At 40.5% G+C, this 22,500-nt stretch carries 24 protein-coding genes and 1 other RNA gene; 12 read left to right on the top strand and 13 right to left on the bottom strand.

What is annotated here, in order from left to right:
• Positions 1 to 5 precede the first annotated feature (5 nt).
• The 4 genes from KJA62_RS02570 to fliO form a co-directional block, all read right to left on the bottom strand.
• On the bottom strand, positions 6 to 809 hold the full coding sequence (locus KJA62_RS02570; RefSeq protein WP_213318466.1) for an MqnA/MqnD/SBP family protein: 804 nt from the start codon (positions 807 to 809) through the stop codon (positions 6 to 8).
• Positions 806 to 1,501 carry a putative quorum-sensing-regulated virulence factor gene (locus tag KJA62_RS02565; RefSeq protein ID WP_213318465.1) on the bottom strand — a complete coding sequence of 232 codons (696 nt, stop codon included), beginning with the start codon at positions 1,499 to 1,501 and terminating at the stop codon, positions 806 to 808. Before KJA62_RS02565 ends, KJA62_RS02570 begins: the two co-directional genes overlap by 4 nt.
• Before the next feature lie 8 nt (positions 1,502 to 1,509).
• Positions 1,510 to 1,986: a YbjN domain-containing protein gene (locus tag KJA62_RS02560; protein WP_213318952.1), complete on the bottom strand. Its 477-nt coding sequence runs from the start codon at positions 1,984 to 1,986 to the stop codon at positions 1,510 to 1,512.
• A gap of 135 nt (positions 1,987 to 2,121) precedes the next feature.
• Entirely contained in the window at positions 2,122 to 2,577 is a 456-nt protein-coding gene (gene fliO, locus KJA62_RS02555; RefSeq protein ID WP_213318464.1) for a flagellar biosynthetic protein FliO, read from the bottom strand.
• A gap of 165 nt (positions 2,578 to 2,742) precedes the next feature.
• Between fliO and KJA62_RS02550 the strand changes: the two genes are divergently transcribed.
• Complete coding sequence (locus KJA62_RS02550; protein WP_213318463.1) at positions 2,743 to 3,636, top strand: HAD-IIB family hydrolase; 894 nt, start codon at positions 2,743 to 2,745, stop codon at positions 3,634 to 3,636.
• Here the strand turns inward: KJA62_RS02550 and KJA62_RS02545 are convergent.
• Both KJA62_RS02545 and KJA62_RS02540 read right to left on the bottom strand, forming a co-directional pair.
• Complete coding sequence (locus KJA62_RS02545; RefSeq protein ID WP_213318462.1) at positions 3,633 to 4,532, bottom strand: enoyl-[acyl-carrier-protein] reductase; 900 nt, start codon at positions 4,530 to 4,532, stop codon at positions 3,633 to 3,635. The two genes, KJA62_RS02550 and KJA62_RS02545, sit on opposite strands and share 4 nt — an antisense overlap.
• A 233-nt stretch (positions 4,533 to 4,765) precedes the next feature.
• Complete coding sequence (locus tag KJA62_RS02540; RefSeq protein ID WP_213318461.1) at positions 4,766 to 5,602, bottom strand: RluA family pseudouridine synthase; 837 nt, start codon at positions 5,600 to 5,602, stop codon at positions 4,766 to 4,768.
• A gap of 37 nt (positions 5,603 to 5,639) precedes the next feature.
• On the opposite strand from KJA62_RS02540, the gene mutY reads away from it, so the two are divergent.
• The 3 genes from mutY (at position 5,640) to ffs (ending at position 7,505) form a co-directional block, all read left to right on the top strand.
• Complete coding sequence (mutY, locus tag KJA62_RS02535) at positions 5,640 to 6,737, top strand: A/G-specific adenine glycosylase (protein ID WP_213318460.1); 1,098 nt, start codon at positions 5,640 to 5,642, stop codon at positions 6,735 to 6,737.
• 162 nt (positions 6,738 to 6,899) lie between these two features.
• Positions 6,900 to 7,346 (top strand): MazG nucleotide pyrophosphohydrolase domain-containing protein, encoded by a 447-nt coding sequence (locus KJA62_RS02530; protein WP_213318459.1) that lies wholly within the window; start codon positions 6,900 to 6,902, stop codon positions 7,344 to 7,346.
• 64 nt (positions 7,347 to 7,410) lie between these two features.
• An RNA gene (ffs, locus tag KJA62_RS02525) (signal recognition particle sRNA small type) lies at positions 7,411 to 7,505 on the top strand.
• Positions 7,506 to 7,575: 70 nt separating this feature from the next.
• On the opposite strand, the gene KJA62_RS02520 is transcribed toward ffs, so the two are convergent.
• Positions 7,576 to 8,361 carry a CPBP family intramembrane glutamic endopeptidase gene (locus tag KJA62_RS02520; RefSeq protein ID WP_213318458.1) on the bottom strand — a complete coding sequence of 262 codons (786 nt, stop codon included), beginning with the start codon at positions 8,359 to 8,361 and terminating at the stop codon, positions 7,576 to 7,578.
• A gap of 15 nt (positions 8,362 to 8,376) precedes the next feature.
• Positions 8,377 to 9,030 carry a CT253 family lipoprotein gene (locus KJA62_RS02515; RefSeq protein WP_213318457.1) on the bottom strand — a complete coding sequence of 218 codons (654 nt, stop codon included), beginning with the start codon at positions 9,028 to 9,030 and terminating at the stop codon, positions 8,377 to 8,379.
• Between the two features lie 435 nt (positions 9,031 to 9,465).
• Here KJA62_RS02515 and KJA62_RS02510 point away from each other — a divergent pair, with 435 nt between their 5' ends.
• On the top strand, positions 9,466 to 10,203 hold the full coding sequence (locus tag KJA62_RS02510) for a Stp1/IreP family PP2C-type Ser/Thr phosphatase (protein ID WP_213318456.1): 738 nt from the start codon (positions 9,466 to 9,468) through the stop codon (positions 10,201 to 10,203).
• Between the two features lie 27 nt (positions 10,204 to 10,230).
• The gene (locus KJA62_RS02505; RefSeq protein ID WP_213318455.1) at positions 10,231 to 11,367 is read left to right on the top strand and encodes a cysteine desulfurase family protein; all 1,137 of its coding nucleotides are present in this window, start codon (positions 10,231 to 10,233) and stop codon (positions 11,365 to 11,367) included.
• Positions 11,368 to 11,371: 4 nt separating this feature from the next.
• Here the strand turns inward: KJA62_RS02505 and KJA62_RS02500 are convergent, their stop codons facing one another.
• From KJA62_RS02500 to dcd, 4 genes are read right to left on the bottom strand one after another with little or no spacing between them, the layout of a single operon-like run.
• Entirely contained in the window at positions 11,372 to 12,586 is a 1,215-nt protein-coding gene (locus tag KJA62_RS02500) for a CNNM domain-containing protein (RefSeq protein WP_213318454.1), read from the bottom strand.
• On the bottom strand, positions 12,579 to 13,814 hold the full coding sequence (locus KJA62_RS02495) for a hemolysin family protein (RefSeq protein WP_213318453.1): 1,236 nt from the start codon (positions 13,812 to 13,814) through the stop codon (positions 12,579 to 12,581). The genes KJA62_RS02500 and KJA62_RS02495 overlap by 8 nt, the downstream gene beginning before the upstream one ends.
• 6 nt (positions 13,815 to 13,820) lie before the next feature.
• Positions 13,821 to 14,129 carry a hypothetical protein gene (locus tag KJA62_RS02490; protein WP_246481885.1) on the bottom strand — a complete coding sequence of 103 codons (309 nt, stop codon included), beginning with the start codon at positions 14,127 to 14,129 and terminating at the stop codon, positions 13,821 to 13,823.
• 18 nt (positions 14,130 to 14,147) lie between these two features.
• Complete coding sequence (dcd, locus tag KJA62_RS02485) at positions 14,148 to 14,720, bottom strand: dCTP deaminase (protein WP_213318452.1); 573 nt, start codon at positions 14,718 to 14,720, stop codon at positions 14,148 to 14,150.
• Positions 14,721 to 15,126: 406 nt separating this feature from the next.
• Here dcd and ruvB point away from each other — a divergent pair, with 406 nt between their 5' ends.
• Together ruvB and KJA62_RS02475 are read left to right on the top strand one after the other, a co-directional pair.
• On the top strand, positions 15,127 to 16,131 hold the full coding sequence (ruvB, locus tag KJA62_RS02480; RefSeq protein ID WP_213318451.1) for a Holliday junction branch migration DNA helicase RuvB: 1,005 nt from the start codon (positions 15,127 to 15,129) through the stop codon (positions 16,129 to 16,131).
• The gene (locus KJA62_RS02475; RefSeq protein ID WP_213318450.1) at positions 16,131 to 16,967 is read left to right on the top strand and encodes a SpoIID/LytB domain-containing protein; all 837 of its coding nucleotides are present in this window, start codon (positions 16,131 to 16,133) and stop codon (positions 16,965 to 16,967) included. Before ruvB ends, KJA62_RS02475 begins: the two co-directional genes overlap by 1 nt.
• Before the next feature lie 7 nt (positions 16,968 to 16,974).
• On the opposite strand, the gene KJA62_RS02470 is transcribed toward KJA62_RS02475, so the two are convergent.
• Positions 16,975 to 18,957, bottom strand: coding sequence for an alpha-amylase family glycosyl hydrolase (locus tag KJA62_RS02470; RefSeq protein WP_213318449.1), 1,983 nt, complete (start codon positions 18,955 to 18,957; stop codon positions 16,975 to 16,977).
• A gap of 131 nt (positions 18,958 to 19,088) precedes the next feature.
• Here KJA62_RS02470 and KJA62_RS02465 point away from each other — a divergent pair, with 131 nt between their 5' ends.
• The 4 genes from KJA62_RS02465 to KJA62_RS02450 all read left to right on the top strand — a co-directional run bounded on the left by KJA62_RS02465 (position 19,089) and on the right by KJA62_RS02450 (position 22,441).
• Positions 19,089 to 19,589 carry a CesT family type III secretion system chaperone gene (locus tag KJA62_RS02465; protein WP_213318448.1) on the top strand — a complete coding sequence of 167 codons (501 nt, stop codon included), beginning with the start codon at positions 19,089 to 19,091 and terminating at the stop codon, positions 19,587 to 19,589.
• A gap of 31 nt (positions 19,590 to 19,620) precedes the next feature.
• Positions 19,621 to 20,088 (top strand): single-stranded DNA-binding protein, encoded by a 468-nt coding sequence (locus KJA62_RS02460; RefSeq protein WP_213318447.1) that lies wholly within the window; start codon positions 19,621 to 19,623, stop codon positions 20,086 to 20,088.
• 144 nt (positions 20,089 to 20,232) lie between these two features.
• Positions 20,233 to 21,726, top strand: coding sequence for a leucyl aminopeptidase (locus KJA62_RS02455; protein ID WP_213318950.1), 1,494 nt, complete (start codon positions 20,233 to 20,235; stop codon positions 21,724 to 21,726).
• Between the two features lie 154 nt (positions 21,727 to 21,880).
• Complete coding sequence (locus tag KJA62_RS02450) at positions 21,881 to 22,441, top strand: histone H1-like repetitive region-containing protein (RefSeq protein ID WP_213318446.1); 561 nt, start codon at positions 21,881 to 21,883, stop codon at positions 22,439 to 22,441.
• Positions 22,442 to 22,500: the final 59 nt, after the last annotated feature.

Genomic DNA, 22,500 nt, shown 5'->3' with positions numbered 1-22,500 from the left:
GTTTTTCATTTGGTAAGAGAAGAGGTATGGTCCCATAACTTGGTAAAGGCCTTCTCCCCTATAGGAGAAAGAATAAGAGTTTCTTGGGAGATATAAACTTCTGAAAACCTTTCTATAATTGAGGGATCATTCTCTTTGGCGTATTCGAGAGCGAGTGATATAGCGTCTTCTTTTTTTTGATTTAAAGATTGGTTTAGGGATATTTGCAGTAGTTTGGTGATCAAAAGTCGTTCAGACTCTGAAACTTTTCTGGATATTACCAAGCATCCTAAAGGAACGGGAAGAGAGGTTAACCTTTCCCATTTCAATCCTAAATCTTCAACAACGCAGAAAGTGCTCTTATCATAAGAGAACCTGCTTTCATGAATAATCACCCCTGAATGAACAATATTTTCTTCAATGGCATACAAGATCTTGTCATAGGGGACGACAAGTAGTTTTAGTGACGGATAAAAAATACGTACCAAAGCAGCAGCAGTAGTGTGTATTCCGGGAACAGCAACGGACTTGATATCAGATTGAGGAGTAGAAGCTTTAGTCACTAATAAAGGGCCGCAGGAAAATCCCACGGCAGCCCCTACTGGCAGCATCTGGTAGTTCTTTATTACGGAGGGATAGTGAGCTGCAGAGATTTTTAACAGAGGAATTTCGTGTCGAGAAGCCATACTGTTCAGGGCATCAATATCAGCCTGGATAGCATCAGATAAGATATCGAATCCCTCTTCTTTCCTGAGAAAAGAGCGGAACAGGAAAATATCGTTGGGGCAAGGGGAGAAGGCGGCAGACAATGTATTATCAGTTGTTGTCATAAATTAAGCGCCTCAACTGCAAGTTTGATTTCTTTATTTTCAGGTTTTTCAAAAACACCTTGATCCTGAAGCCACTGGATATAAGAAGCCGGGACTTCTGTCAATTTTTTCCCCTTGTACTTTCCAAAAGGCATTTTGAACATCTTAGGATTGGTGTTTCCCGCTAATAAGTTTATAATTGCAGAAGGAGAGAGATCCCCAACCATTGCAGAGAAGACTTTGTGCAGGATAATCACGTCATCCAAAGCCCTGTGGGCTCTATTTTCTGAAAAACCGTACACTTGCCTCAAATATTGCAAGTTGTGTTTAGGAAGGTCAGGGCGGTATTTTTTTGCCCATTTCAGGGAGTCTATAGAGGCATATTTGGGTAGGGAGATAGAGTGTCTTAGACACTCGCTCTCAAGTAAGGGCAGATCGAAGCTGTCATTATTGTGAGCCACTAGCACGGCATCTCCGCCGCAAAAATTTATGAACGATTCTATAACAACGGGAAATTCCGGAGCTTGCTCCACAACTTCGTTAGTGATTCCATGAATGTTGGAGGCTTCTTGAGGAATCACAATTCCTGGGTTCACGTAAGAGACAAATGACTCATCAGTTTCTGGATTGTAGGCAGCTATTTCGATCACTCGGTCTTTTTCTACGTTTGTTCCCGTAGTTTCAGTGTCATAAAAGATAAAATGGAGGGTCATAGACGAACTTATTTAGGATGATTTTCCTTTCTTACCTCTCGCTGTAACTCATCCAGATTCATAGATCCAGAAGAAATTAACCCTATAGCGTGAGAGAAGCTGTCGCAAGCGAGTTGGACAGTATTAATATACACCAGCAGAAGTTTGCTATCTATCTGCTTGTTGAGACATGGGACAACTAATCTATAGAACATAAGGCCTTGCTCTTCATCCATACCAAACCCAGGTATGTCTAGATCCCTATTTAAAAGATGTAGCAAACGAGCTGTAGCTTGGGTTTCAGAATCCTTTAAATGGAAGGGGAGATAAGCAATTAACTGTAAAATCTCTCCTTCGTTACGAATGACAAAAAATAAAGGGATCTCGTGATCATCGGCATTTAAGTTAATATAAGAAAGCCGGCTGGTAGTTTCCTCAAAAGGAGTAAAATTGTTTTCCTTTAGAAAGCTTATTAGGTTATTTTGATTAAGGATCCATGTCATAATTTAGCCGTTCCTTCTTATTTTTCTCTGGTCGCTCATAAGGGCTCAGTGTAACTTCATGGAATATAATTATTCAAGATAAGGAAATGACGTACTGACAATGATGGAATTCATTAAAACTATTGCTACTGCAAGGTTTTAGGGAATAGGAGTATTTCTGGGTGATTCTTGAGGTGGTTTTTTTGTTTGGATGGCTTTTAAAATGAAGTCTTTGGGCGATAATTGAGGCTGAGAGTCTTTCCGGGATTTCATCAGTTCTAGGATGTCAGTATTGGGTGGAAACTCTGAAAGCAAGGAAATGGAGTCATTAGACTCAGAAAGAATGAGGACTTTATTGGCCACCTCAACAAGGTAGATAGAGGACTTAGGCGTAAGTGCGCGTTTGTCTAAAATTTTTATGGCTGAAGAAGATCCTAACCTTGAGGTTTTATTACGTAAAAGCTTTTTAAAGGCCCAAATGCAAACGCCAAAGGCTCCTAAGAGTATAACAAGAGAAAACAGCATTTTGAATAACTCTGAGCGCATATTTAAAGGAAGAAATTCTTTTAAAGGGGCTTCTTGAGCAGTTTCGGCCATATCAACGGCACTGTTCACAAAAAAGGAAAGTATATTTCTCGACATAATGGTTTTAAAGGTGCATTAACTAAATAACCGGATCATAAGCAAGCCTTTGAAAAAAGGACAAGGATAGAGTTTGCTAGTTGCTAGTTTTTAAAGCCGGTGGCAGAAGGGAATTAAATGGTACTTGGGGAGAAGTGTATGAAAAAATTGATGGTTACGGATATTGATGGCACGATTACGGTGGGGACAAAAAGTTTAGAGCCGGAAGTTTGTGAAGCTATCCACAGATTGCACAAAAATAATTGGGACATTTTCTTTATCACAGGTAGATTTTTCTCTTATGCTAGAGAAATTTTATCAGATATTAAGGTTCCTTATTTGTTAGGATGTCAAAACGGAGCCAGTGTTTGGTCGTCGTTGGAGAACAGGGTGATTTTGTCCAATATGATAGAAGCTTCCTATTTGGAGCTTATAGAATCCGTAGTCTATTCGCATCCAGTAATCTTTACCGCCGGCTCTGGAGCCGAAAGAAAGGACAAGTATTATCGAAAACGGTCTCCTGACTCCATTGCTGAGTTTGCCAAGATTGTAGAGAAAACTTATTTTTCAGAAAAAGACATTGATAATCATTTGTTTGAAGTAGACTCCTTGAGTAAGGAGTATCCTTTCTCCCATTTTGCTGCTGCCAAAGTTATGGGTAAGAAAGAGGACGTAGAGAAAGTATACAACGAGCTTTTCGACCATCCAGTTATAGGAAAAGAGCTAATGGTAACACTCATTCGATGGCCCTTTGATCATAGATATGCTCTAGTGCATATCACTCATGGGAGTGCATCTAAGGGCAAAGTTTTAGACACCGTCGTAGAAAATTTATACGAGGGCAAAAAACCTTTCATCATGTCCTCAGGAGATGACGCCAACGATATAGACCTCATTGACAGGGGGGATTTCAAGATAGTTATGAGCTCGGCTCCAGCACATATGCATAGCCAAGCGGACTTTTTAGCTCCCCCAGCGTCTTCACTAGGTATATTGGCTGCCTGGGAAGAGGGGGAGGCTAGGTATGCGGAGAGGTGCAAAGAGACCGTTTAATCACGCGTACGTAACATTTCAGGACCTATTCCCATAACGTTAGCGCCATGATCGACGTAAAGAGTTTCTCCTGTTATGGCGCTAGCCAGGTCGGAGGCCAGGAAAGCTGCTGCTGCGCCTACTTGTTCAGCTGTCATAGGTTCGGCTATGGGAGCCATCTCTAAGTAATAGTCAACCATTCTTTCGATAAATCCTATAGCTCTGCCTGCGCGGCTCTTTAATGGTCCCGCTGATATAGTATTTACTCGGATGCCCCATCGTTTACCTGCTTCCCAGGCCAGAATTTTCGTATCACTCTCCAAAGCAGCCTTTGCAGAATTCATGCCTCCCCCATAGCCAGGGATAGCTTTTTGTGAAGCTAAGTAGGTAAGAGAAATTGTACTTCCGCCTTTATTCATATGGGGGCCAAAGTGAGAGAGCAGACTGATAAAAGAGTATGAGGAAGCGCTGAGAGCTGCTAAATAACCTTTTCGGCTGGTATCAATGAGAGGTTTTGTTACCTCTGGACCATTGGCTAGAGAATGGACTAAGATATCTATTTTGCCGTAATCTTTTGCAACTAAATCTGCTACTTCGCTAACTGTGAAATGAGTCATCTCCTTATAGCGCTTGTTCTCCATGATTTCTGCAGGAACATCTTCAGGGGTATCGAAGCCTGCGTCCAAAGGATAAACTTTAGCAAATTCCATGAGAGACCCATCCGAGAGTTTGCGGCTTTCATTGAATTTACCCATGTCCCAAGATTGTTGAAAAATTTTGTATATAGGGACCCATGTGCCTACAAGGACTGTAGCTCCAGCTTCGCAGAGAAGTTTGGCAATTCCCCAGCCGTAACCTTGGTCATCACCAATACCAGCAACAAAAGCAACTTTGCCTTTTAAATCTATATTCAGCACGAAATCTCCTCCGTTTAATAACTTTTCTTGGCTAGTTTCCCATCAAGGTTCATCTCGAACTAACACCCGAAAACGGGCTAAATCGGAAATTAGAAACTCACAGCCAACTATTGAAATAAGTTTTCACAAACGCCACCTGCAATTGATGCAATGGCCAAAGCTAACAGATTTTCAGTTTTTTTACGATGGAGAAAGAGGGAGGGAAGCGAATTCTCCAATCAGTCTTCTAGTTTTTAAGGATTTTTCTTTAAAAATTCTAAGGAGGACAAGGAAGGAAAAGTTTGAGAGCAATGCGTGTGTACTTTTTTTTGAGTGATAGGGCAAAAAAATCGAATGGATAGAGAATGAAGGAGAGGATGAAAAACATTTTCGGGGGGCGTTCTTGATCCATAGTCTATATCGCCAACTACAGGGCATCCCAGTGTTTTCATATGGAGACGTATCTGATGTGTTCTACCGGTGATAGGGGAACAAAGTATCAGTGAATAGTTAGTTGTAGATTGCAAAACTTTCCACTGAGTAATTGTTTCCAAACCGTCCTTGCTATTACCCATGATGAGAGCACCTTGACGACGATGTAAAACTTTGGTGAAGGTTTTCAAGATTCCTGAAAGTCTTTGGGGGGAGCCTTCCGTAACAGTGATATATTGCTTTTGAACTTTCCTTTGTTTAAATAATTTTTGCAAAAGTTGCGCACAGGATTGCGTCCTAGCTACAATCAAACAGCCCGACGTATCCCTGTCTAATCGGTGTACAACGATCCCTTGAGCGAGTTCTACTAATCGTTCTGTGGAAATCCTCACTGGTTTATGATAGATTGTGTAACCTTCTGCTTCAAATAAGATTGGGATATTTTCTATTTTAGGCTCGGCAAGATCTGCAACAGAGATGGAGACAATGTCTCCAGGGAGTAATCGTCGAGATCCAAAACGCTCCACCGTTTTGTTAACTCGACAATGGTGAAAGCGGAGACAATCATCAGCTTTAGCGAAAGGGTAGGGCGTGAGCTGCTCCTTTACAAGAGAAAGCAGCTTGGAGGGTTGTTTTACTTTAATGATAATTTTATTCATAAGCTTTTCCAAAGGGGTATTTTAGGAGAAAAATTTTATGAAGAAAACACTAAACTCTTTTCTTGAGGAAGAATCTGCCCCAGAAAGATTAAGAATTTGGTTTCTCGATAACAAAAGAGATCTGCCTTGGAGGAAGAATATTTCCCCGTATTCCGTTTGGATTTCAGAAGTCATGCTTCAGCAAACAAGAGTAGAGACTGTGGTCGACTACTTTAATCGGTGGATGAAAAGGTATCCGTCGTTGCAGGATGTAGCCAGTAGTTCTGAAGAGGATCTTATTAAAATGTGGGAGGGTCTAGGGTATTATTCTCGAGTAAGATCTTTCAAAAAGGGCGCCGAGATAGTAATAAAAAACTTTAATGGAGAGATTCCTTCTACATATGACGAATTAATCAAGATACCAGGCATAGGTCCTTACACGGCTAATGCTATTCTAGCTTTCGCTTTTAAGCAGCGTGTGGCTGCTGTAGACGGAAATGTTCTTCGCGTTTTTAGTCGGTTGTTCTGTCTCCGAGAACCTATTGACAATCCATCAACTCACAGGGAAATTCAACGTTTAGCTAATGATTTTTTGCCAGAAAAGAACCCTCAAGAAGTTTCTGAAGCTCTGATAGAACTTGGAGCTTGTGTCTGTAAAAAAACAGCTATATGCACCTCTTGTCCTTTGCAATCTTTTTGTAAGGCCTTTGAATGCGGAGAAACTGCAAGTTTGCCCAATCGCTTAGCAAGGAAAAAAATACTTTCCATAGCTCGTTGCGTTTTTCTTATCAACTGCAGAGGAGAGTACTGTCTCATTAAACGAGGAAAGGGGGAAATTATGAGGGACCTTTTTGAGTTTCCCTATATCGAGTTTTCTGATAGAGAGTTGCTGTCAGACATAGATAGAATGTGTTCGTTATGCAGAGATTTATCGGAGACGGAGTTGACTTTCGTTGGCTTGTTGCCTTCGCTGCAGCAATCTTTTACGAATTATAAAGCGTCGCTATATCCTGTGCTTTTGAAGACGTCATCATATTCACCAATATTTTCTCACTATGGGTTGGATCAAATAGCTAAATTACCGTTGTCTTCTGGGCATAAGAAAATTTTTTACCTTCTCCGTCAGCATTTAGAAGATATGCCTCTAATTTTTTAATTTTTGCAAGAAAACAATTATTTAAATAAAATCCCCAGCGAAGCGGTAGAGTATTTGGATCTTTCAGCTCTAGGGTTTGTTTCGTTCAAGAATCGTGAAATAACTTCGAAGCAGTGGTGGTTTGTTGTTTAGCTATTCCCGAATAGAGGGGGTAGCTTTTGCTTGAGAAGGTTTAGGTTAGTTGAGGTTTGTACTGTGGAAGAGGCTAAAAGTTCAATAAATGATCTGATTTCTATGATCTCCTTAATGGTCCTAGAGGGGCGATGTATTTGGTCTAAGAGACAAACTCTTTTTTCTGTCATGGACCATTTAGAACTAGAAATTAAAGAACTAAAGGAGGCTATTTTAGCAGCTAAATCTTCCAATGAGGTTGCTTCTGAGATGGGGGATGTTCTGAGTCTGTCCCTTATTTTATGTTTTTTAGCTCAAAGGGAAGGACTCTTCCCAAAAGATTTGCCTGCTGAAGAAGCTATAAAAAAATTACATAGGAGAGCTCCTTTCCTTTTTGACGGCTCCTTTGCCTCTATTTCTCATGAAGATGCTGAGAGAATATGGCAAGAGGCCAAAAAACAGGAATGTAGTCAACCTTCTCAATCCAATAATTGTTAATTAAAGAAATAAAGAATTACCGTTGAATAGAATTTCTAAAAAGAAATAGAATCCTCTCTCGGAGCGGGGACTCCCTAGACGCCGAAGCCGTGAACCTGGTCAGGACCGGAAGGTAGCAGCCATAAGCGGAAGTTGTCGTGCTAGGGGTAACTCTCCGCTCCGGCTTTTTGTGTTTTTTGCTCAATGAAAAGGAATTTTTTAAGATTGTTTAGAGTGAAGACACCCTTTTTCAGAGCCATTTAGAAAATATGAGCTGAGTGCTGTTGTACAGAGCGTGTAGCAGCGTGGGGGCCAACAGGCTTCTCTCCTTTTCGTAAACAAATCCAATCATCAGAGATAAAATAAAGATCACAGGAACAAAAATAAGGCTTCCTAAAGAATTTTCTATGTGTGCTAGCGAGAAGAAGATTGATGATAGGATCAAGCTATTCCTTACGGAAAGCTTCTTTTTCAAAAAGTTTTGTAAAAAACCTCTAAAAACAATTTCTTCAGAGATTGGGAGTAAAATGGCCACAGAAAAGGCAAGCAATAAGGAGGAAACCTGTGGTGTTGCTAATCCTTCCTGGACTTCTTTGGCAATAGCTTGAGGTATCAATAATTTTTCACCAAATATTGTGATGAGCACTTTGGAAAGTACTAGGGAAGATATTTGTGTGACGGGAACAGCAAGAATCCAAGCTCTAAGTGTAGTGCTAAGAAGCGTTTTTGGAGAGCTTTTCGCCGGGTTCCCAGCCCAAAGGATTGTATGAATAGTTCGTTTTGGAAGGGATACCAAGTAAACAACAAGGACTAAAGTAATAAAAGCTCCCTGTGCAAATGGGGAAGGTTCTTTTCCGTCCCCAGAAGAAGAAAGTACAGCTATAGATACTCCTGAAAATAAATACAGCAAACAGGCCCCTGACAACTGAAGCCCTGTGATGGAAATGCGAAAAGAGCCTTTAGGCAAAGAAAGAAAATTCCCCCTAAAAACTAAGAGAGCTAGTAGCGTCCAGAAGAGAAATAGCCAGACAGGCATTTTCTAATCCATTAATTACGAGTAATTAGCACAGACGTACCCCTCTACTCTGGCCACAATTTCTCTAATTAGACGACCATGCATTAGACCCATAGGAGTTGATTCAAAATGTGAGGTTCGCCATCCATAACGGGAGTAATCAGAGGCAGACTGTGGAATAGGCTGTTTGGCCTCAATAATTTCTTGGTATACGAGAGTAGAACGATTATGCCGAATATCAAAGACTCGAACTCTCATAGAGGCACAAACAGTTTCATTTTTTAAAGCATCGCTAACTGTTGAATGGTCAATGAGTTCTGTTGCTATAACAAATTCTGCTGGGAGGAACTGGCTAGTAATCTCTACAGGAATCGCTTTTGGCATGGGGGAATAGAAATCGGAGGCTATTCTATTGGAGACATTGTGCTTGATTAGAAAAACCCTATCCGAAAGGCTAAGTTTTTTTACCAGCTCCTCTGTAAATTCTTCTCTAAGACTCCATGGAAGGACATCTCCTCCTTGATTTCTCGGGTTAACGGCAACGGGGAGCATAGCAACCACTCCTTTGGCCTTGCTTCCTGTTGTATAAAGTTTGGCATTATAAACACCATTTCCAGAAGGAAAGATACATCCCCCCAAGCCCATAGAGAGTGTCGAAATAAGAATGCCTACGATAAACCTTCTTTTCATAATTGAAAAACCTTCTGGTATTGTGAATAATTCGCGAGTTTAATTTTCTAAAGGGCTTTTTTGCAATACGTTTACAACATGTTTTGTAATGATGGGGGCTTTGTTACTATAGCATTCTTTGGGGATAAGAGTGCATCCGGGCATAAGAAGTATCGGTGATATAAAGGCTATAAACAAACGTATGCGCATTTTTCCCTCATTTTCGCGATTTGAAGATCACTTTCTTAATAACACGGAGTGGATTTTAGCTATCAAGATTTTTATCTTCTAGGATCTGTTACAATCTTTTCTTTAATAGAATAGAAATTTTTTGTTATACGGGAAGCGTCTTAAAAAATATATCTTTGAAACCCGATTTTTTTTCTTTGACGGTGATTTCTATTTATGGGTTTTTGATTCATAGTACAAAACCTTTATATCTGAGGTAGGGGGGGTATGGCTTTTAGATGCTTCGGGGCTAGCGATATAGGCCGATCTAGAGTAAAAAATGAGGATTTTTGGCAAGCAGATCCGGAGATGGGATTGTTTGCTGTAGCGGACGGTATCGGCGGGTGCTCAGGAGGAGAGGTGGCGTCCAAGGAAGCTGTTTCGCAGCTAATGAGTTTATTTGAGGAGCAAAACAGAAAGATTGGTATAGATCGTAGGTCGTATACCAAGGATCACTTGTTAGATATTCTTAGTAGAGTCAATGACTGGGTATACAAGTATTCTTGCTTGGATGGTGCACTAAAGGGAATGGGAACAACGTTGAGTTCTTTGTTTTTTAAAGAAGATCGAGCATATATTCTCCATGTTGGAGACAGTAGAATATACCGATTTCGACAGGGGATTTTGTCTCAGCTTACAGAGGATCACTCTTTAGCAAATCGTCTGTGCTCTCGTTATGGTCTTTCTAAAGAATCAGAAAAGGTGTATCCTTACCGTCATATTTTGACAAATGTGCTAGGAACAAAACCTAATTTGACACCCGATATCCGTGAAATAGAGTACGAACCTGAGGATATATTTTTTCTTTGTTCTGACGGGTTGACTAACATGGTATCGGATAAGGAGCTATGCGAAGTGTTGTCTTCCCACGATGAGTTAGAAGAATCAGGGAATATGATGATCTCCTTGGCAAACAGTCATGGCGGAGTTGATAACGTTACTGTAGTTCTCGTTCAAGTGGTTTAAATAGCCATAAACTTGTAAGGACCTCTTTTGCCTACATATCTGGATAATAGCTCAACGACTCCACCTGATCCCGAGCTTCTTCCTTATTTGGAGGAGCTGTTTTTTCGGAAGGATTTCTTGTCTAACCCTTCTGCCATGCATTCTTCGGGAAGGAAGGCTGCATCTTTGGTTCGTAAGGCCGAGAGTAGTGTGCAGACATTATTGCAGTTTCCTTCTAGAATAATCTTTACTTCTGGGGCTACGGAGTCTTTAAATCTAATCCTAAACTCCGTACCGGCAGGTCATATTATAACATCCTCTCTGGAACATCCAGCAGTTATAGAACCACTCAAAAAACTTCCTTCAAGACGGGTTTCTTATCTTGATCCCGGGAAAGAGGAATGTGTGATCACTCCCTCAAAGATTGAAGGGGCCATAAGCGATGACACTGTAGCGATCGTATTAGGATGGGCTAATTCGGAAACAGGAGCAAAAACGGATATTTCATCAATAGCAGAAATTGCTTTTGCTAAAAAGTTGATGCTTATCGTTGATGCCACAGCGATCGTGGGTAAGGAAAAAATAAGTGTTCCTAATGGAGTGACTGCTCTATGTTTTAGTGGGCATAAAATGCACGCTTTGTCAGGAATAGGGGTTCTAGCTGTGAATCCTAAAATGAGGTTAAACCCTCTGCTTCTTGGAGGTGGTCAGCAAGGGAATATTCGATCTGGAACAGAAAATATCTTGGGAATAGCTTCCTTGGATTTTATAGCTAGATATCTCGTAGAAAATATTGCTGATGTGTCTTTGCATTTACAACAATTACGGGATGCTTTTGAACATAAGATACTAGAAAATTATCCGGGATCGATAGTTCATTGTTCGAACATTTCCAGATTGCCCAATATATCTACAATCGCTTTTCCTCCTTTAGAAGGGGAGATACTGAGAGCTGCCTTGGATTTGCATGGAATAGAAGCCAGCTATGGTACAGCCTGTTCTTCAGGGGCTGTTACGGCCTTTAAGTCTCTATTTGCTATGGGTATAGATCAGGAAATAGCAGCATCTTCTTTACGCTTTTCTTTCGGGCGTTTTAATACCCTACAAGAAGTTAAGGAGGCTTCGTTATTAATCACGTCAATAGCAACAAAAATGCGTGACCAACTGTGTAACGGTGGCTTCTAAGTGGTTATGAGAACAAATTTTTGATGGCAATGCTTTTAATGCCGGACAACGTTGTTTCTTTAACTTCTAGCAAGAGGTTATCAATGATAACAGAGGCCCCTTCTTCTGCTGGAGCGTCTAGTGATTGCATGACTAATTGGGCTATGGTTTCGCATCCGTAACGTGTTAATGGAAGACCCAGCTCCTCTTTTAGATCCTCTAGTTTAGTATTTCCGGGTATGGTACGCTCTATAACTCTGGATGCTTCGGGCTTCCTTCTGGCTATATCCGAGGTGTTAAAGATCGTCTGGAAAATGGAATTTAAACTCAATAATCCTTGAGGCTCCCCAGAAGCTCCTAAGACTAAGGCCACTTTTCTTTTGTTAGCTCTAAATTCTTTTAGGATACGAATAAGCTTGGTTTTCTCAGTGATAAACCAGGGAGAATGTAAATGCTCCCTGAGGAGCTGAGAGGTAGGACTATTAATAAAATCTTTAGGGAAAGCTATACCTATAATATTACTTTTCTCTCCATGGTATACAGGGACAAAATCTATGGCGTGATTACGCAAAGTGCGTACAAAATCACTTACGCAGGAAGTGGCAGGGAGCATAGGATGTTGGGAAAGAGGAATCATTACTTCTCCAGCATTTGTAGTGCTTAGAGAAAAGATATTTGTGGCTATTACATTAAATTCGTGTTCCTTATGATGTGTTTCTAAAACTTTTTGTAGTTCATCTCTGCTTAAAGTGCTATTTAATTTGTCTTTTTTTATTCCTAAAAAGTAGTAGATAATTTCCGTTAGTACTCCTATGAATCGAATGAAAGGATAAAATAAGTAGTGAGAATAGTATAAGATAGGAGCTCCCCACAAGGCTATCTTTTCTGGTAATTTCCGAGAAATAGTCAAAGGGAGAAGTTCGGCAAAAATAACAACGATGCACACCTGAGTCAAAGGGGCATAATCGGGCGAAATACCAAATCCAGCATAGCATTCCCTAGAAGCTTCAGAACCTAGCTGCAAGGCTATATTAGCTCCAAGCATGACTGTACCAAATAACCTATACGGACGCCGAATGAGGAAATTAATGTAATTAGCTTTTTTATGGTTTTTCGTTAAATAGTAGTGCAGACGCACCTTGTTAAAGGATACACAAGCCATTTCCATCATAGAGTAAAACCCTTGAACTAGGATACATCCTATATTCAAGGTTAACCAAAAATAGGGGGAATTAGTCATGCAACTTCCTTATGTAGACTCTTCTAACACGGTTAGGGGCTGAATCAAGGATTTGAAAAGAAAGATTTTCCCAAACAATTTTTGTACCTGTGGTTGGAATTGTGCCTATTTGTTCTGTTAGCCAACCACCGATAGTAGCTACGTTACTTGTTGTTGGGAGATTGATGTTAAAAATTTCATTAAAGTCTACAAGTTCCAGGTTGCCAGCAGCAATAAGCACATCTTTCCCTGATTGAGTGTATAAAATTTTTTCATCTCTTTGATCAATGATTTCGCCTGTTACAACTTCGAATAAATCCTCCCTGGTAATAAGACCTTCTATTGAGCCATATTCGTCAATGATAATTCCCATGGTTTCATCATGTGAAACTAGATGAAAGAGTGCTGTTTTGGCTGATATTGTTTCGGGAATGTAGTAGGGTTTTTTGGTAAGTTGTAACACTTCTCTTATTGTTGAAATAGGATCTTCTTTAAGGGCTAAACTTTTAGCACTACAAATACCCAGAATATTTTGGATATTATCGTTACAAATAGGAACTAAAGAACATCTTTTCTCGGCAAACAAGGAGTAAAGTTCTGCTATGGGCTTGTTAATGTCGTAGAAAAGAATTTCATGTCGAGGCTTCATTCGTTCTTTGACACTGCAGTCATTAAGTGATAAGTAGCCGTGAATCAAGCGACCTTCTTCCTGGCTTACAAGCCCGAAATCTTTGCAGCTTTGTAATACTTCCTTAAGCTCTTTGGGATTAACAGTGTCGGATTGTTTGGATGATACTAGGAGCTGTACTAATTGGTTAACTCCGATAATCATCCAATTTAGGATAGGATGGAGAAGAATGCGGATGAAATTAATAACAGGTGTGATGGCTTTGGATATGGAAACGTTATAAGGAAGAGCTATAGCTTTTGGTAGAATTTCCCCTATGATTAGAGTGATTACTAGAGGAACCCCAACATTAATTATTCTGCTTTCATAATTTCTAAAAATGATCGCCGTACAGTTTTGAATAGCAATATTCACAAAAATATCGCAAAAAATAAGGGTTATTAGAAGATGATGCGGGTGTGAAAGCAAGGAGGCTATGGCCCTTAGTGGTTTGTTGTGAGAGCGTTTGTAGTGCGATATTAGTGACGAAGGTAGGGAAAATAAAGCTATTTGAGACAAGGAAAAGAAGCTGGAACATAGGGTAAACCCTACTAATAAACCGACAAGAAGAAAATGCATCATAGTCTTTTACTCTTGACCTGTAGCAGAAGGTCGGGGACAAACTTTTATATAACCCTTAGGAATTAATCCGAGCCTTTCCATCAATATCATTTCAACGGCCTCGGGCCGAGAGCGGTTTTCTATGCGCAAAATGAGATCGCTTCTCAATTCTTGGGCATGGGAGATTTTCTTTTCGAGGGAGCACAAACGATTTCTCAACCGAGTCTCTTCTTCAGATAGCTTTCGGATAGCTCTGTCGTAAATAAACATTCCTACAAGGAAAAGAAGAACGACCCACCAAGAATTGATGATACATTCTTCAAAAAGAGCCTTCATTAGAGAAAAGTTTTTCATTTAGACGAAAGGAATGGTAATACCCTGTTGTTTCTGGTACTTTCCGTTCCTTTCAGCATAGGAAACGGAACATTCGTTGTCAGCCTCAAAAAACAGTACTTGAGCTATGCCTTCGTTGGCGTAAATTTTTGCTGGGAGGGGAGTTGTGTTAGAAATTTCAATAGTTACGTATCCTTCCCATTCGGGCTCAAAAGGAGTAACGTTTACAATAAGCCCACAGCGAGCGTAGGTAGATTTGCCTATGCACATGGTCAATACACTCCTAGGAATACGAAAATACTCCACACTTCTGGCTAAAGCGAAGGAATTAGGAGGAATGACACACACATCGTCAACAATAGAGATAAAGGTATTTTCCGAAAACTGTTTAGGATCAACAACGGAGTTATATACATTAGTGAAAACTTTAAATTCTCTGGAAATGCGTAAGTCATAGCCATAACTAGAAAGTCCGTAACTAATAAGCTTCTCTCCAGTCCGAGTATCCACATTCACTAGACCGTCAGAGAAAGGCTCTATCATGCCGTGTTCAAGAGCCATTCGGCGAATCCACTCATCCTCTTTAATACTCATAGTTCTACGTCCTCAATATTTCGTTTTGGCAGAGTCGACCGAGACAAAACCAAAAAGGCCCACCCGTGCGTCTTCAAGCAATCTTACATATTCTCTACATAATTCCATAGGAAAAGCTAAAAATTCTGAAGATTGTTCTCGTTTTCCATGTTTTGACGAAAGAGAAGTTAGGATAATCTTGCTTGTGAAACTTATTTAGAGTAAAACTTCTGGTGAATTTTTTCTGCTTACCCCTAAGATCTTTTGGAGATTTTTTTAGGTTCTTCTGATAAAAGGGAATACTTCTCCTCGCTGCTGGTTGTTGTATAAGAGACAGAAAAGTTCGAAACAAAAGCTTTCTTTGTTGCTAAGAAGGTGAAAGGTATTTATCAAAAAGCTTTATCAGACTGCCATTGGTTAGTTTTGTATGGATGAGCGAACAGCTGTTTTTTGTGGAGATAAAAAGTTTGAGTTTTCTCTAAGGCCTAAGGGGCTTAAGGAGTTTTATGGTCAACCCAGGCTTAAAGAGCGGTTGGATGTCTTTTTGCACGCAGCGATCCAAAGGAAAGAGCCTCCCGGTCATTGTTTATTTTTTGGTCCGCCAGGGCTGGGTAAAACCTCTTTGGCACATATCATAGCAGAAACTCTTGACGGTGGGCTTATCACGGCGTCTGGTCCTCAGTTGTCCAAACCTTCAGATCTTCTGGGGTTTTTGACAAATCTTCAGCTAGGTGATGTATTCTTCATTGATGAAATACATCGGATGAGTTCTGTGGCTGAAGAGTTTTTGTATTCAGCCATGGAAGATTTTAAGATCGATGTCACTATTGATTCGGGGCCAGGGGCTAGATCGGTTAGGGTAGATATAGCTCCATTCACTCTTGTGGGAGCAACCACAAAGTTGGGAATGATTAGCGAAGCTCTTCGTACCCGGTTTGCTTTCATGGGGAAGCTTGATTACTATTCCACGGAGTATTTGTTCCAAATCTTGAATCGCTCTTCAGGGCTTTTGGATGTTAAAGCTAACGAAGATGCGTTGTTAGAAATCGCCTCTAGATCCAGAGGAACGCCAAGATTGGCAAATAATTTATTGCGCTGGGTTCGTGACTATGCGCAAATGCGGAACGGTAACGTTATTAATCGTAGCGTAGCCGAAAAAGCATTAGCTATGTTATTGATAGATGACTGGGGTTTAAATGAGATAGATGTTAAGCTTCTTACCACCATGATTGATTTTTATCAAGGTGGTCCCGTAGGGATTAAAACTTTGGCTATTGCTGTCGGGGAAGATGTTCGTACGGTGGAGGAGGTCCATGAGCCCTTTCTGATTTTGAAGGGGTTGATAAAAAAAACCTCCAGAGGTCGTTGTGTTACTGACGTAGCTTACCGCCATCTGAAGAAGAGAAGAAAGAAAATTAGGGGAGAGGGATAGTGAGAACTTTAAAACACCTGGTGATCAGTCTTTTGTTGTTTTCGTCTCAGGTGCTGCGAGCAGAAATTACAGCCTCTGATCAATTTGTTAAACAAGGTATTGATCAAGAGCCTAAAGTTCGAGTGCTGGTCGTAGAAGAAAGTACGACGGCCTTAGTGGAAGCTAAGGGAGCTCATAGAGTTTTTGGTAATGGAAGGATTCTGCAAACGAGCTTTCAGGGTAAACGAAGTGCCGTGCACGCATTATACGAGGGTGTTCGTTGGGGAGAAGAGTATCCTGGGGTCTCCTGTTTGAAAGTAGAGCCCCTGGATGAAGGGGCATCGTTATTCGTTAATGGCATACAGTACAAGGGATCAGTGTATATTCATAAGACTGGTAGAGGGTGTATAGTGGTAACGAATGAGTTAACTGTAGAGGATTATTTAAAGTCCGTGCTCTCTGTAAAATACCTTTCGCCCTTAGATAAAGAAGCTCTTTCGGCTTGCGTTATTTTGGAGCGAACGGCTTTGTATGAAAAATTATTAAGCATTGGAGAAAACTGCTTTTGGCACCTTATGGCTTCTAGGGAAGGGTATGGAGGATATGGCGTAACTCGCAGGAGTTTTGGAGTAGAGGAAGCTGTAGATTGGACCTGCCGGCTGGTTCTAGACAATGAGGAAGGACTTAGTGTTGACGCGGATGCTTTGCTAAAAAATGGTGTTGAGCATTTGGCTGTCGAAGGTCTTAATGCTAGGCAAATTTTAGAAAAGTTTTATCCTCAGGCAGATTTTGTTGTTATCGATTCTTGGAGAGACGGAGAGGATATCGAATCATTAGCGATGGTTACTGTTTCTTAGTTTCTTATCACATCCCGCTCTCTCTCACGCTTTTGTAAACTGCTATAGTGTGAGGAGAGAGGGTTTGTTCTTTCGTTTTCAGCGTGGTATCTCTGTTTTCAAAAAACCCATGTTCGGTATCTAGGATTTTTATAAGCCTTGGAAATTTATGTTCCGCTTCCGGTATTTTAAATAATTTTTTCTCCTTACTACTATTAAAGGCTAAGGTTACACAGTAGTCGGGGAGGGGAATTGTAACAGCCAAAAAGAGGCCTGGGTTAGTAAAGTTTGCTGGTTGCCCATCTTCTTCTGTCCATATAAATTTTTTTGGAACTTCCTCCATAAAAAGTTCTCGAAGATCTTTTCTCAAAGATATGATTTTTTTCGTGAAATCTAATAATTCCGTAGATTTTTCCAGTGCACTCCACAAGAAATAATTCAGAGTAGAGTCATGGCACCAGCGATTATTATTGCCATTGCCTGAGTGACCGTATTCATCTCCAGATAGTATCATAGGGATCCCCTGAGATAGCATTAAAGTAAGCATAAAATTTTTTATTTGCCGGTTTCTAATCACTTGAATCTCAATGTCATCTGTTGGCCCCTCTATTCCGAAATTGTGGCTGTAATTTGCAGAAGACCCATCTTGATTATTTTCTCCGTTGTCTGCGTTATGCTTCTCATTATAAGTTACAAGATCTCTCAAAGAAAATCCGTCATGGCAGGTTACAAAATTTATGGAGTTATAAGGAGATTTAAAGATGTTCGGAGAACCCGTAAAGGATGTAGCAAACCTTTCCTTGGCATTTTTGTCTCCATTTAGGAAAGCTCTCACAGAGTCTCTGTATTCTCCATTCCATTCACTCCATCTTTCGAAGGTAGAAGAGAAAAAACCCAGGTGATAGGCTCCTGCTGCATCCCATGGTTCAGCTATTAACTTTACTTTGGATATGATGGGATCTTTAGAAATGCGGTCGAGTATAGGTGAATTTTTTACAAGTTCTCCAGAGGTGGATCGTAATAAGCAAGAAGCTAGGTCAAATCTAAATCCATCGACATGAAATTCATTTATCCAGTATCTCAAGCTATTTATAATCAAATGAATAGAAAGGTTTGAGTTGGAGTTAAAAGTGTTTCCACAGCCAGAGTAATTAGTGTGTTGTCCTAAAGGATCAGTGATATAGTATTCTACCTTGTCTAAGGTGGAGAAGGGAGTGAGTGCTTCTGATCCAGTATGGTTGAAGACGACATCTAAAATGACTTCTAAGCCTGCTTTATGTAGTTTTTTAACAAAATCTTTAAAAGCGTAACTTGGTGATTCAGAATATTTAGAATATCTTCTGGAAGGGCAAAAGAAGTTAACAGGAGCATAACCCCAATAGTTGCACAACCTATTGTCAGAAAGAGTGTAAAAAGGGTGGTCACGCTCATTAAATTCAAAAATAGGAAGCAGCTCAACTGTTGTTACTCCAAGTTCTATCAGGTGAGGGATTTTTTCTGCAAAACCAGAAAACGTTCCAGGAGATGAAGTTCTTGATGAGTCATGGTTAGTAAAAGATCGCACGTGGACTTCGTAGATAATGGTTTCATTGCTAGGGATTGCTGGTGGAGTGTCGTTTTCCCAATTAAAGTATTCTTCTGTAGGGAGATGAGAGAAGGTATAATGATACCTTTTGAGAGTTTCTGTGAAAATTTCTGGAGTAGACAATGTTGTTGAGTATGGATCAGCAACGTATGTCGAAATAACCTCATGCGCAGAATTTTTATTCGTAGTTAATCGAAATCCATACAGGCAATTTTCTGGAATAGCATCGACTTCTACATGCCAAAGTTTTTTTTCTGTGTTTAAGAGGTTTAGGGGAACTTCTTTCAGGATAGTTCCTTGATGATCACTTAAAACCAAATGTATTTGAGAAGCGCTTGTAGAGGGTACACAAAAGGAAAAATGTTCATATCCAATCTTTTTGCAGCCTAGAGGAGGATTTTTAGGGTCATAAAAGAAAGTATTCATTTGGATGCGAATAACAAAACAACAAAGAAAAAACAAGGTGTTTTTTGGTTTTTGAAGGCGAATTCGTTTCCTAACAAATAAGAGAATATGTTAACTTTAGCCTCGAATAAATTGTTAAAAGGAGATTCCGCATGTCAAGGCAAAATGCAGAGGAAAATCTAAGGAATTTTGCTAAAGAATTAAAGCTGCCCGACGTTGCTTTTGATCAGAATAACACATGCATTTTGTTCGTTGATGGGGAGTTCTCTTTGCATCTTACTTACGAAGAGCACTCTGATAGACTTTACATCTATTCCCCACTATTGGATGGGTTGCCAGACAATCCACAAAGGAAGCTTGCTCTCTACGAAAAGCTATTGGAAGGGTCCATGTTGGGTGGGCAAATGGCTGGTGGAGGTGTAGGTGTTGCCGTTAAAGAACAGCTGATACTGATGCATTGTGTTTTGGATATGAAATACGCTGAAACCAATTTGTTGAAGGCTTTTGCTCAGTTGTTTATAGAGACTGTGGTGAAGTGGAGGACGGTCTGTGGTGATATCGCTGCAGGAAGGGAGCCTTCCGTGGACACTATGCCACAGATGCCTCAAGCAGGTGGTGGAATGCAGCCTCCTCCTTCGGGAATTCGTGCGTAACTGGTTGTAATTTTACTGGAGTAGCAGCGCTATGATGTTTGGTTATTTTGCTGGGTATTTGGGTGCTGATCCCGAAGAGAGGATGACTTCTAAGGGTAAGCGAGTGATAGTTCTTAGACTCGCTGTCAGGAGCAGAAACGGTGCCAAAGACGAGACCGTTTGGTGTAAGTGCAATATCTGGAGTGATCGTTACGACAAGATGCTTCCTTACCTTAAAAAGGGATCAGCGGTTATTGTCGCCGGGGATATTTCTCTTGAGAGTTATATGGGTCGAGATGGTAACCCTCAGTCCTCAATGGTCATTAGTGTGGACTCTTTGAAGTTCAGCCCCTTTGGTAAATCTGAGGCTAGAGAAGGAGAAAGCGCTCCTTCAACGGCTGAGGGTAATATGTCAGTCGGTTTTGATGGAGAAGCCTTGGACAGCGAGGCGATTTCTGACAAAGAGATGTACGCCGGTAGCCAGGAGCAGGATTACGTTTGTGAGGATGTTCCTTTCTAAGGAGCAGTTTTTCTTTCTCTGATGGGGATTAAGTTTTTTTTTTCTTGAGACCTTGTGGTGGCTTTCCTAGTTTGTTTCTTCGGAGGGCAGTGCAGGGTTCCTTTGTGTTTTTTAGCTAAATGTTAGGAGATAGTCGTGGCGGGTTTGTTCTGTGCTCAACCGGTTTTGTCTAAACGAAATAAAGCTGATGCTTTGGTCATTCCTTTTTACTCCGTTAACGGAGTGACGAAGTGTGCGGCAGCTCTTGATGATTCTCTACAGGAGGTAGTGGCTCCAGCACTAAAAGCTGGATTTTTGGCGAAGAGAAGTGACGTGCATCTCGTTTATGCTTCAGGCCAAAAAGAAGTTAAGATCTTTTTTTTAGGATTAGGTGATGAGGCAGAACTAAGCAAAGATAAGCTTTTAGAAACATATTCTTCACTAACAAAAGTGTTAAGGAAGAATGCCTGTGCCATAGTTAACATCATATTGCCGACAGTTTCCTCCTTACGTACTATTTCTTGTGATGATTTTATAGAAAGTGCTTGCGAAGGGATTCTCTCTTTAAATTATTTGTTGCCCCAATACGGGGAGATCGTGAAAAAAGCAGATCCGTTAATAGAGAAGGTATGTTTAGTTGGTGTGGTAGCTAATGTAGCGAAGCCCATATATGAGAAGGCGGAAGCAGTTTTTGATGGGGTGTATCTAACTAGGGACTTAGTAAACGGTAATGCTGATGATGTTACGCCGGAATATCTAGCGAACACAGCTAAAGGGTTAGGGAAAGTTATCCCAGGGCTTCAAGTTTCGGTTTTAGATAGAGCCGCTATTCTCAAGGAGGGTATGGGGTTGTTTGCTGCGGTTGCTAAAGGAGCTTCTGTGGACCCAAGATTGATAATCATCAAATACGAGGGTAAGCCCAGTTCGAAAGATTGCACTGTCTTGGTGGGTAAGGGAGTCACGTTTGATTCCGGAGGATTGGATTTGAAGCCTGGCAAAGCTATGTTAACAATGAAGGAAGATATGGCAGGTGCTGCAACGGTTTTGGGGATAGTCTCGGTCGTGGCTTCACTCGCTCTTCCGTTAAATGTAACGGCGGTCATTCCTGCTACGGAAAATTCTATAGGAAGCAAGGCTTACAAGATGGGAGACGTGTACATTAGTATGTCAGGGCTTTCCGTGGAAATCGGAAGTACTGACGCAGAAGGGAGGTTAATTCTTGCAGACGCAATTACTTATGCTCAAAAAAAATTGAAACCTACTCGTATTATAGATTTTGCGACTCTTACAGGAGCTATGGTTGTTTCTTTAGGGGAGAAGGTGTCGGGATTTTTCTGTAACAATGATATTTTGGCTGAAAAATTAGCTATAGCCTCCGAAAAGACATCAGAGAGTATCTGGCGAATGCCTCTAGTTAACGGGTATAATCAAGCAATTTCTTCGGATATTGCAGATATGAAAAATATAGGCAACAATAGGGCCGGGGCTATTACTGCAGCTCTATTCTTGCAGCGCTTCGTCGGTGAAAAAGTTGATTGGGCCCATTTTGATATAGCAGGTACAGCGTACAGAGAAAAAGAAGAGGAATTCACTCCTAAATATGCTTCGGGATTTGGAGTTCGTTTATTGGTTTCATATCTAGAAAGTCTAATTTCCTAAAATCAAAATGATATCTATGACCCTTTGCAAAAGTAGTTTCTATAATTGTGAGGGGTTTTCTTTTTTTTAATTTTTTTTGTTTTTTTTAAAGTTTTTTCTTTTCTTGTCGATAGATTGTGTAAGTAATTACCTTTCTAATTAGGGGAATTGAAAAATGCTAGGAGTGCAAAAGAAAAGAAGCACGGCCAGGAAAGCTACAGTGAAAAAGGTAGCTGCCAAGAAGCCCGCTTCTAAGAAAACCACAGCAAAAAAAGCTGCTACTAAGAAGACTGTTCGTAAGTCTGTGAAAAAAGTAGCTGCTAAGAAGCCTGCTGCAAAAAGAGCTTCTACTCGTAAATCTACTGCAAGAAAAACCACAGCAAAAAGAGCTGCTACTAAGAAGACTATTCGTAAGTCTGTAAAGAAAGTAGCTACTAAGAAGCCTGCTGTAAAAAAAGCTTCTACTCGTAAGTCCACAGTAAAAAAAATATCTACTAAGAAGACTGTTCGTAAGTCTACGAAGAAAGTAGCTGCTAAGAAGCCTGTTGCTAAAAAGGTTTCACACACAGTTTCTTGCGCAAAAAAACATAAGCATACAGCTGCTTGTAAGAAGTCTGCTGCTAAAGCTGGTTCCAAAAAAATGTGCTCTTCCAAGTCGACAAGAAAGTCTTCTGGAAAAAGAGTACGAACAGCTCACAGCTGGCGTCAACAATTAATAAAATTTATGTCTAAGTAATTTTAGATATAGGTCTTATGATTTCTAACGGTAAGGACTTTGTCTTTACCGTTTTTTTT

It is taken from the genome of Chlamydiifrater volucris (assembly GCF_902806995.1).
GTDB lineage: Bacteria > Chlamydiota > Chlamydiia > Chlamydiales > Chlamydiaceae > Chlamydiifrater > Chlamydiifrater volucris.
Note: the sequence above shows the minus strand (reverse complement) of the source record. Positions and strands in the feature narration are given on the sequence as shown.

Excerpts from the sequence above, each read along its gene's own strand:
- KJA62_RS02520 (WP_213318458.1), bottom strand. The coding sequence starts at position 8,361 with ATGCCTGTCTGGCTATTTCTCTTCTGGACGCTACTAGCTCTCTTAGTT.
- KJA62_RS02550 (WP_213318463.1), top strand. The coding sequence starts at position 2,743 with ATGAAAAAATTGATGGTTACGGATATTGATGGCACGATTACGGTGGGG.
- KJA62_RS02460 (WP_213318447.1), top strand. The coding sequence starts at position 19,621 with ATGATGTTTGGTTATTTTGCTGGGTATTTGGGTGCTGATCCCGAAGAG.
- KJA62_RS02565 (WP_213318465.1), bottom strand. The coding sequence starts at position 1,501 with ATGACCCTCCATTTTATCTTTTATGACACTGAAACTACGGGAACAAAC.
- KJA62_RS02490 (WP_246481885.1), bottom strand. The coding sequence starts at position 14,129 with ATGAAGGCTCTTTTTGAAGAATGTATCATCAATTCTTGGTGGGTCGTT.
- mutY (WP_213318460.1), top strand. The coding sequence starts at position 5,640 with ATGAAGAAAACACTAAACTCTTTTCTTGAGGAAGAATCTGCCCCAGAA.
- KJA62_RS02470 (WP_213318449.1), bottom strand. The coding sequence starts at position 18,957 with ATGAATACTTTCTTTTATGACCCTAAAAATCCTCCTCTAGGCTGCAAA.
- KJA62_RS02540 (WP_213318461.1), bottom strand. The coding sequence starts at position 5,602 with ATGAATAAAATTATCATTAAAGTAAAACAACCCTCCAAGCTGCTTTCT.
- KJA62_RS02495 (WP_213318453.1), bottom strand. The coding sequence starts at position 13,814 with ATGATGCATTTTCTTCTTGTCGGTTTATTAGTAGGGTTTACCCTATGT.
- KJA62_RS02500 (WP_213318454.1), bottom strand. The coding sequence starts at position 12,586 with ATGACTAATTCCCCCTATTTTTGGTTAACCTTGAATATAGGATGTATC.
- KJA62_RS02515 (WP_213318457.1), bottom strand. The coding sequence starts at position 9,030 with ATGAAAAGAAGGTTTATCGTAGGCATTCTTATTTCGACACTCTCTATG.
- ruvB (WP_213318451.1), top strand. The coding sequence starts at position 15,127 with ATGGATGAGCGAACAGCTGTTTTTTGTGGAGATAAAAAGTTTGAGTTT.
- KJA62_RS02465 (WP_213318448.1), top strand. The coding sequence starts at position 19,089 with ATGTCAAGGCAAAATGCAGAGGAAAATCTAAGGAATTTTGCTAAAGAA.
- KJA62_RS02510 (WP_213318456.1), top strand. The coding sequence starts at position 9,466 with ATGGCTTTTAGATGCTTCGGGGCTAGCGATATAGGCCGATCTAGAGTA.
- dcd (WP_213318452.1), bottom strand. The coding sequence starts at position 14,720 with ATGAGTATTAAAGAGGATGAGTGGATTCGCCGAATGGCTCTTGAACAC.
- KJA62_RS02450 (WP_213318446.1), top strand. The coding sequence starts at position 21,881 with ATGCTAGGAGTGCAAAAGAAAAGAAGCACGGCCAGGAAAGCTACAGTG.
- KJA62_RS02570 (WP_213318466.1), bottom strand. The coding sequence starts at position 809 with ATGACAACAACTGATAATACATTGTCTGCCGCCTTCTCCCCTTGCCCC.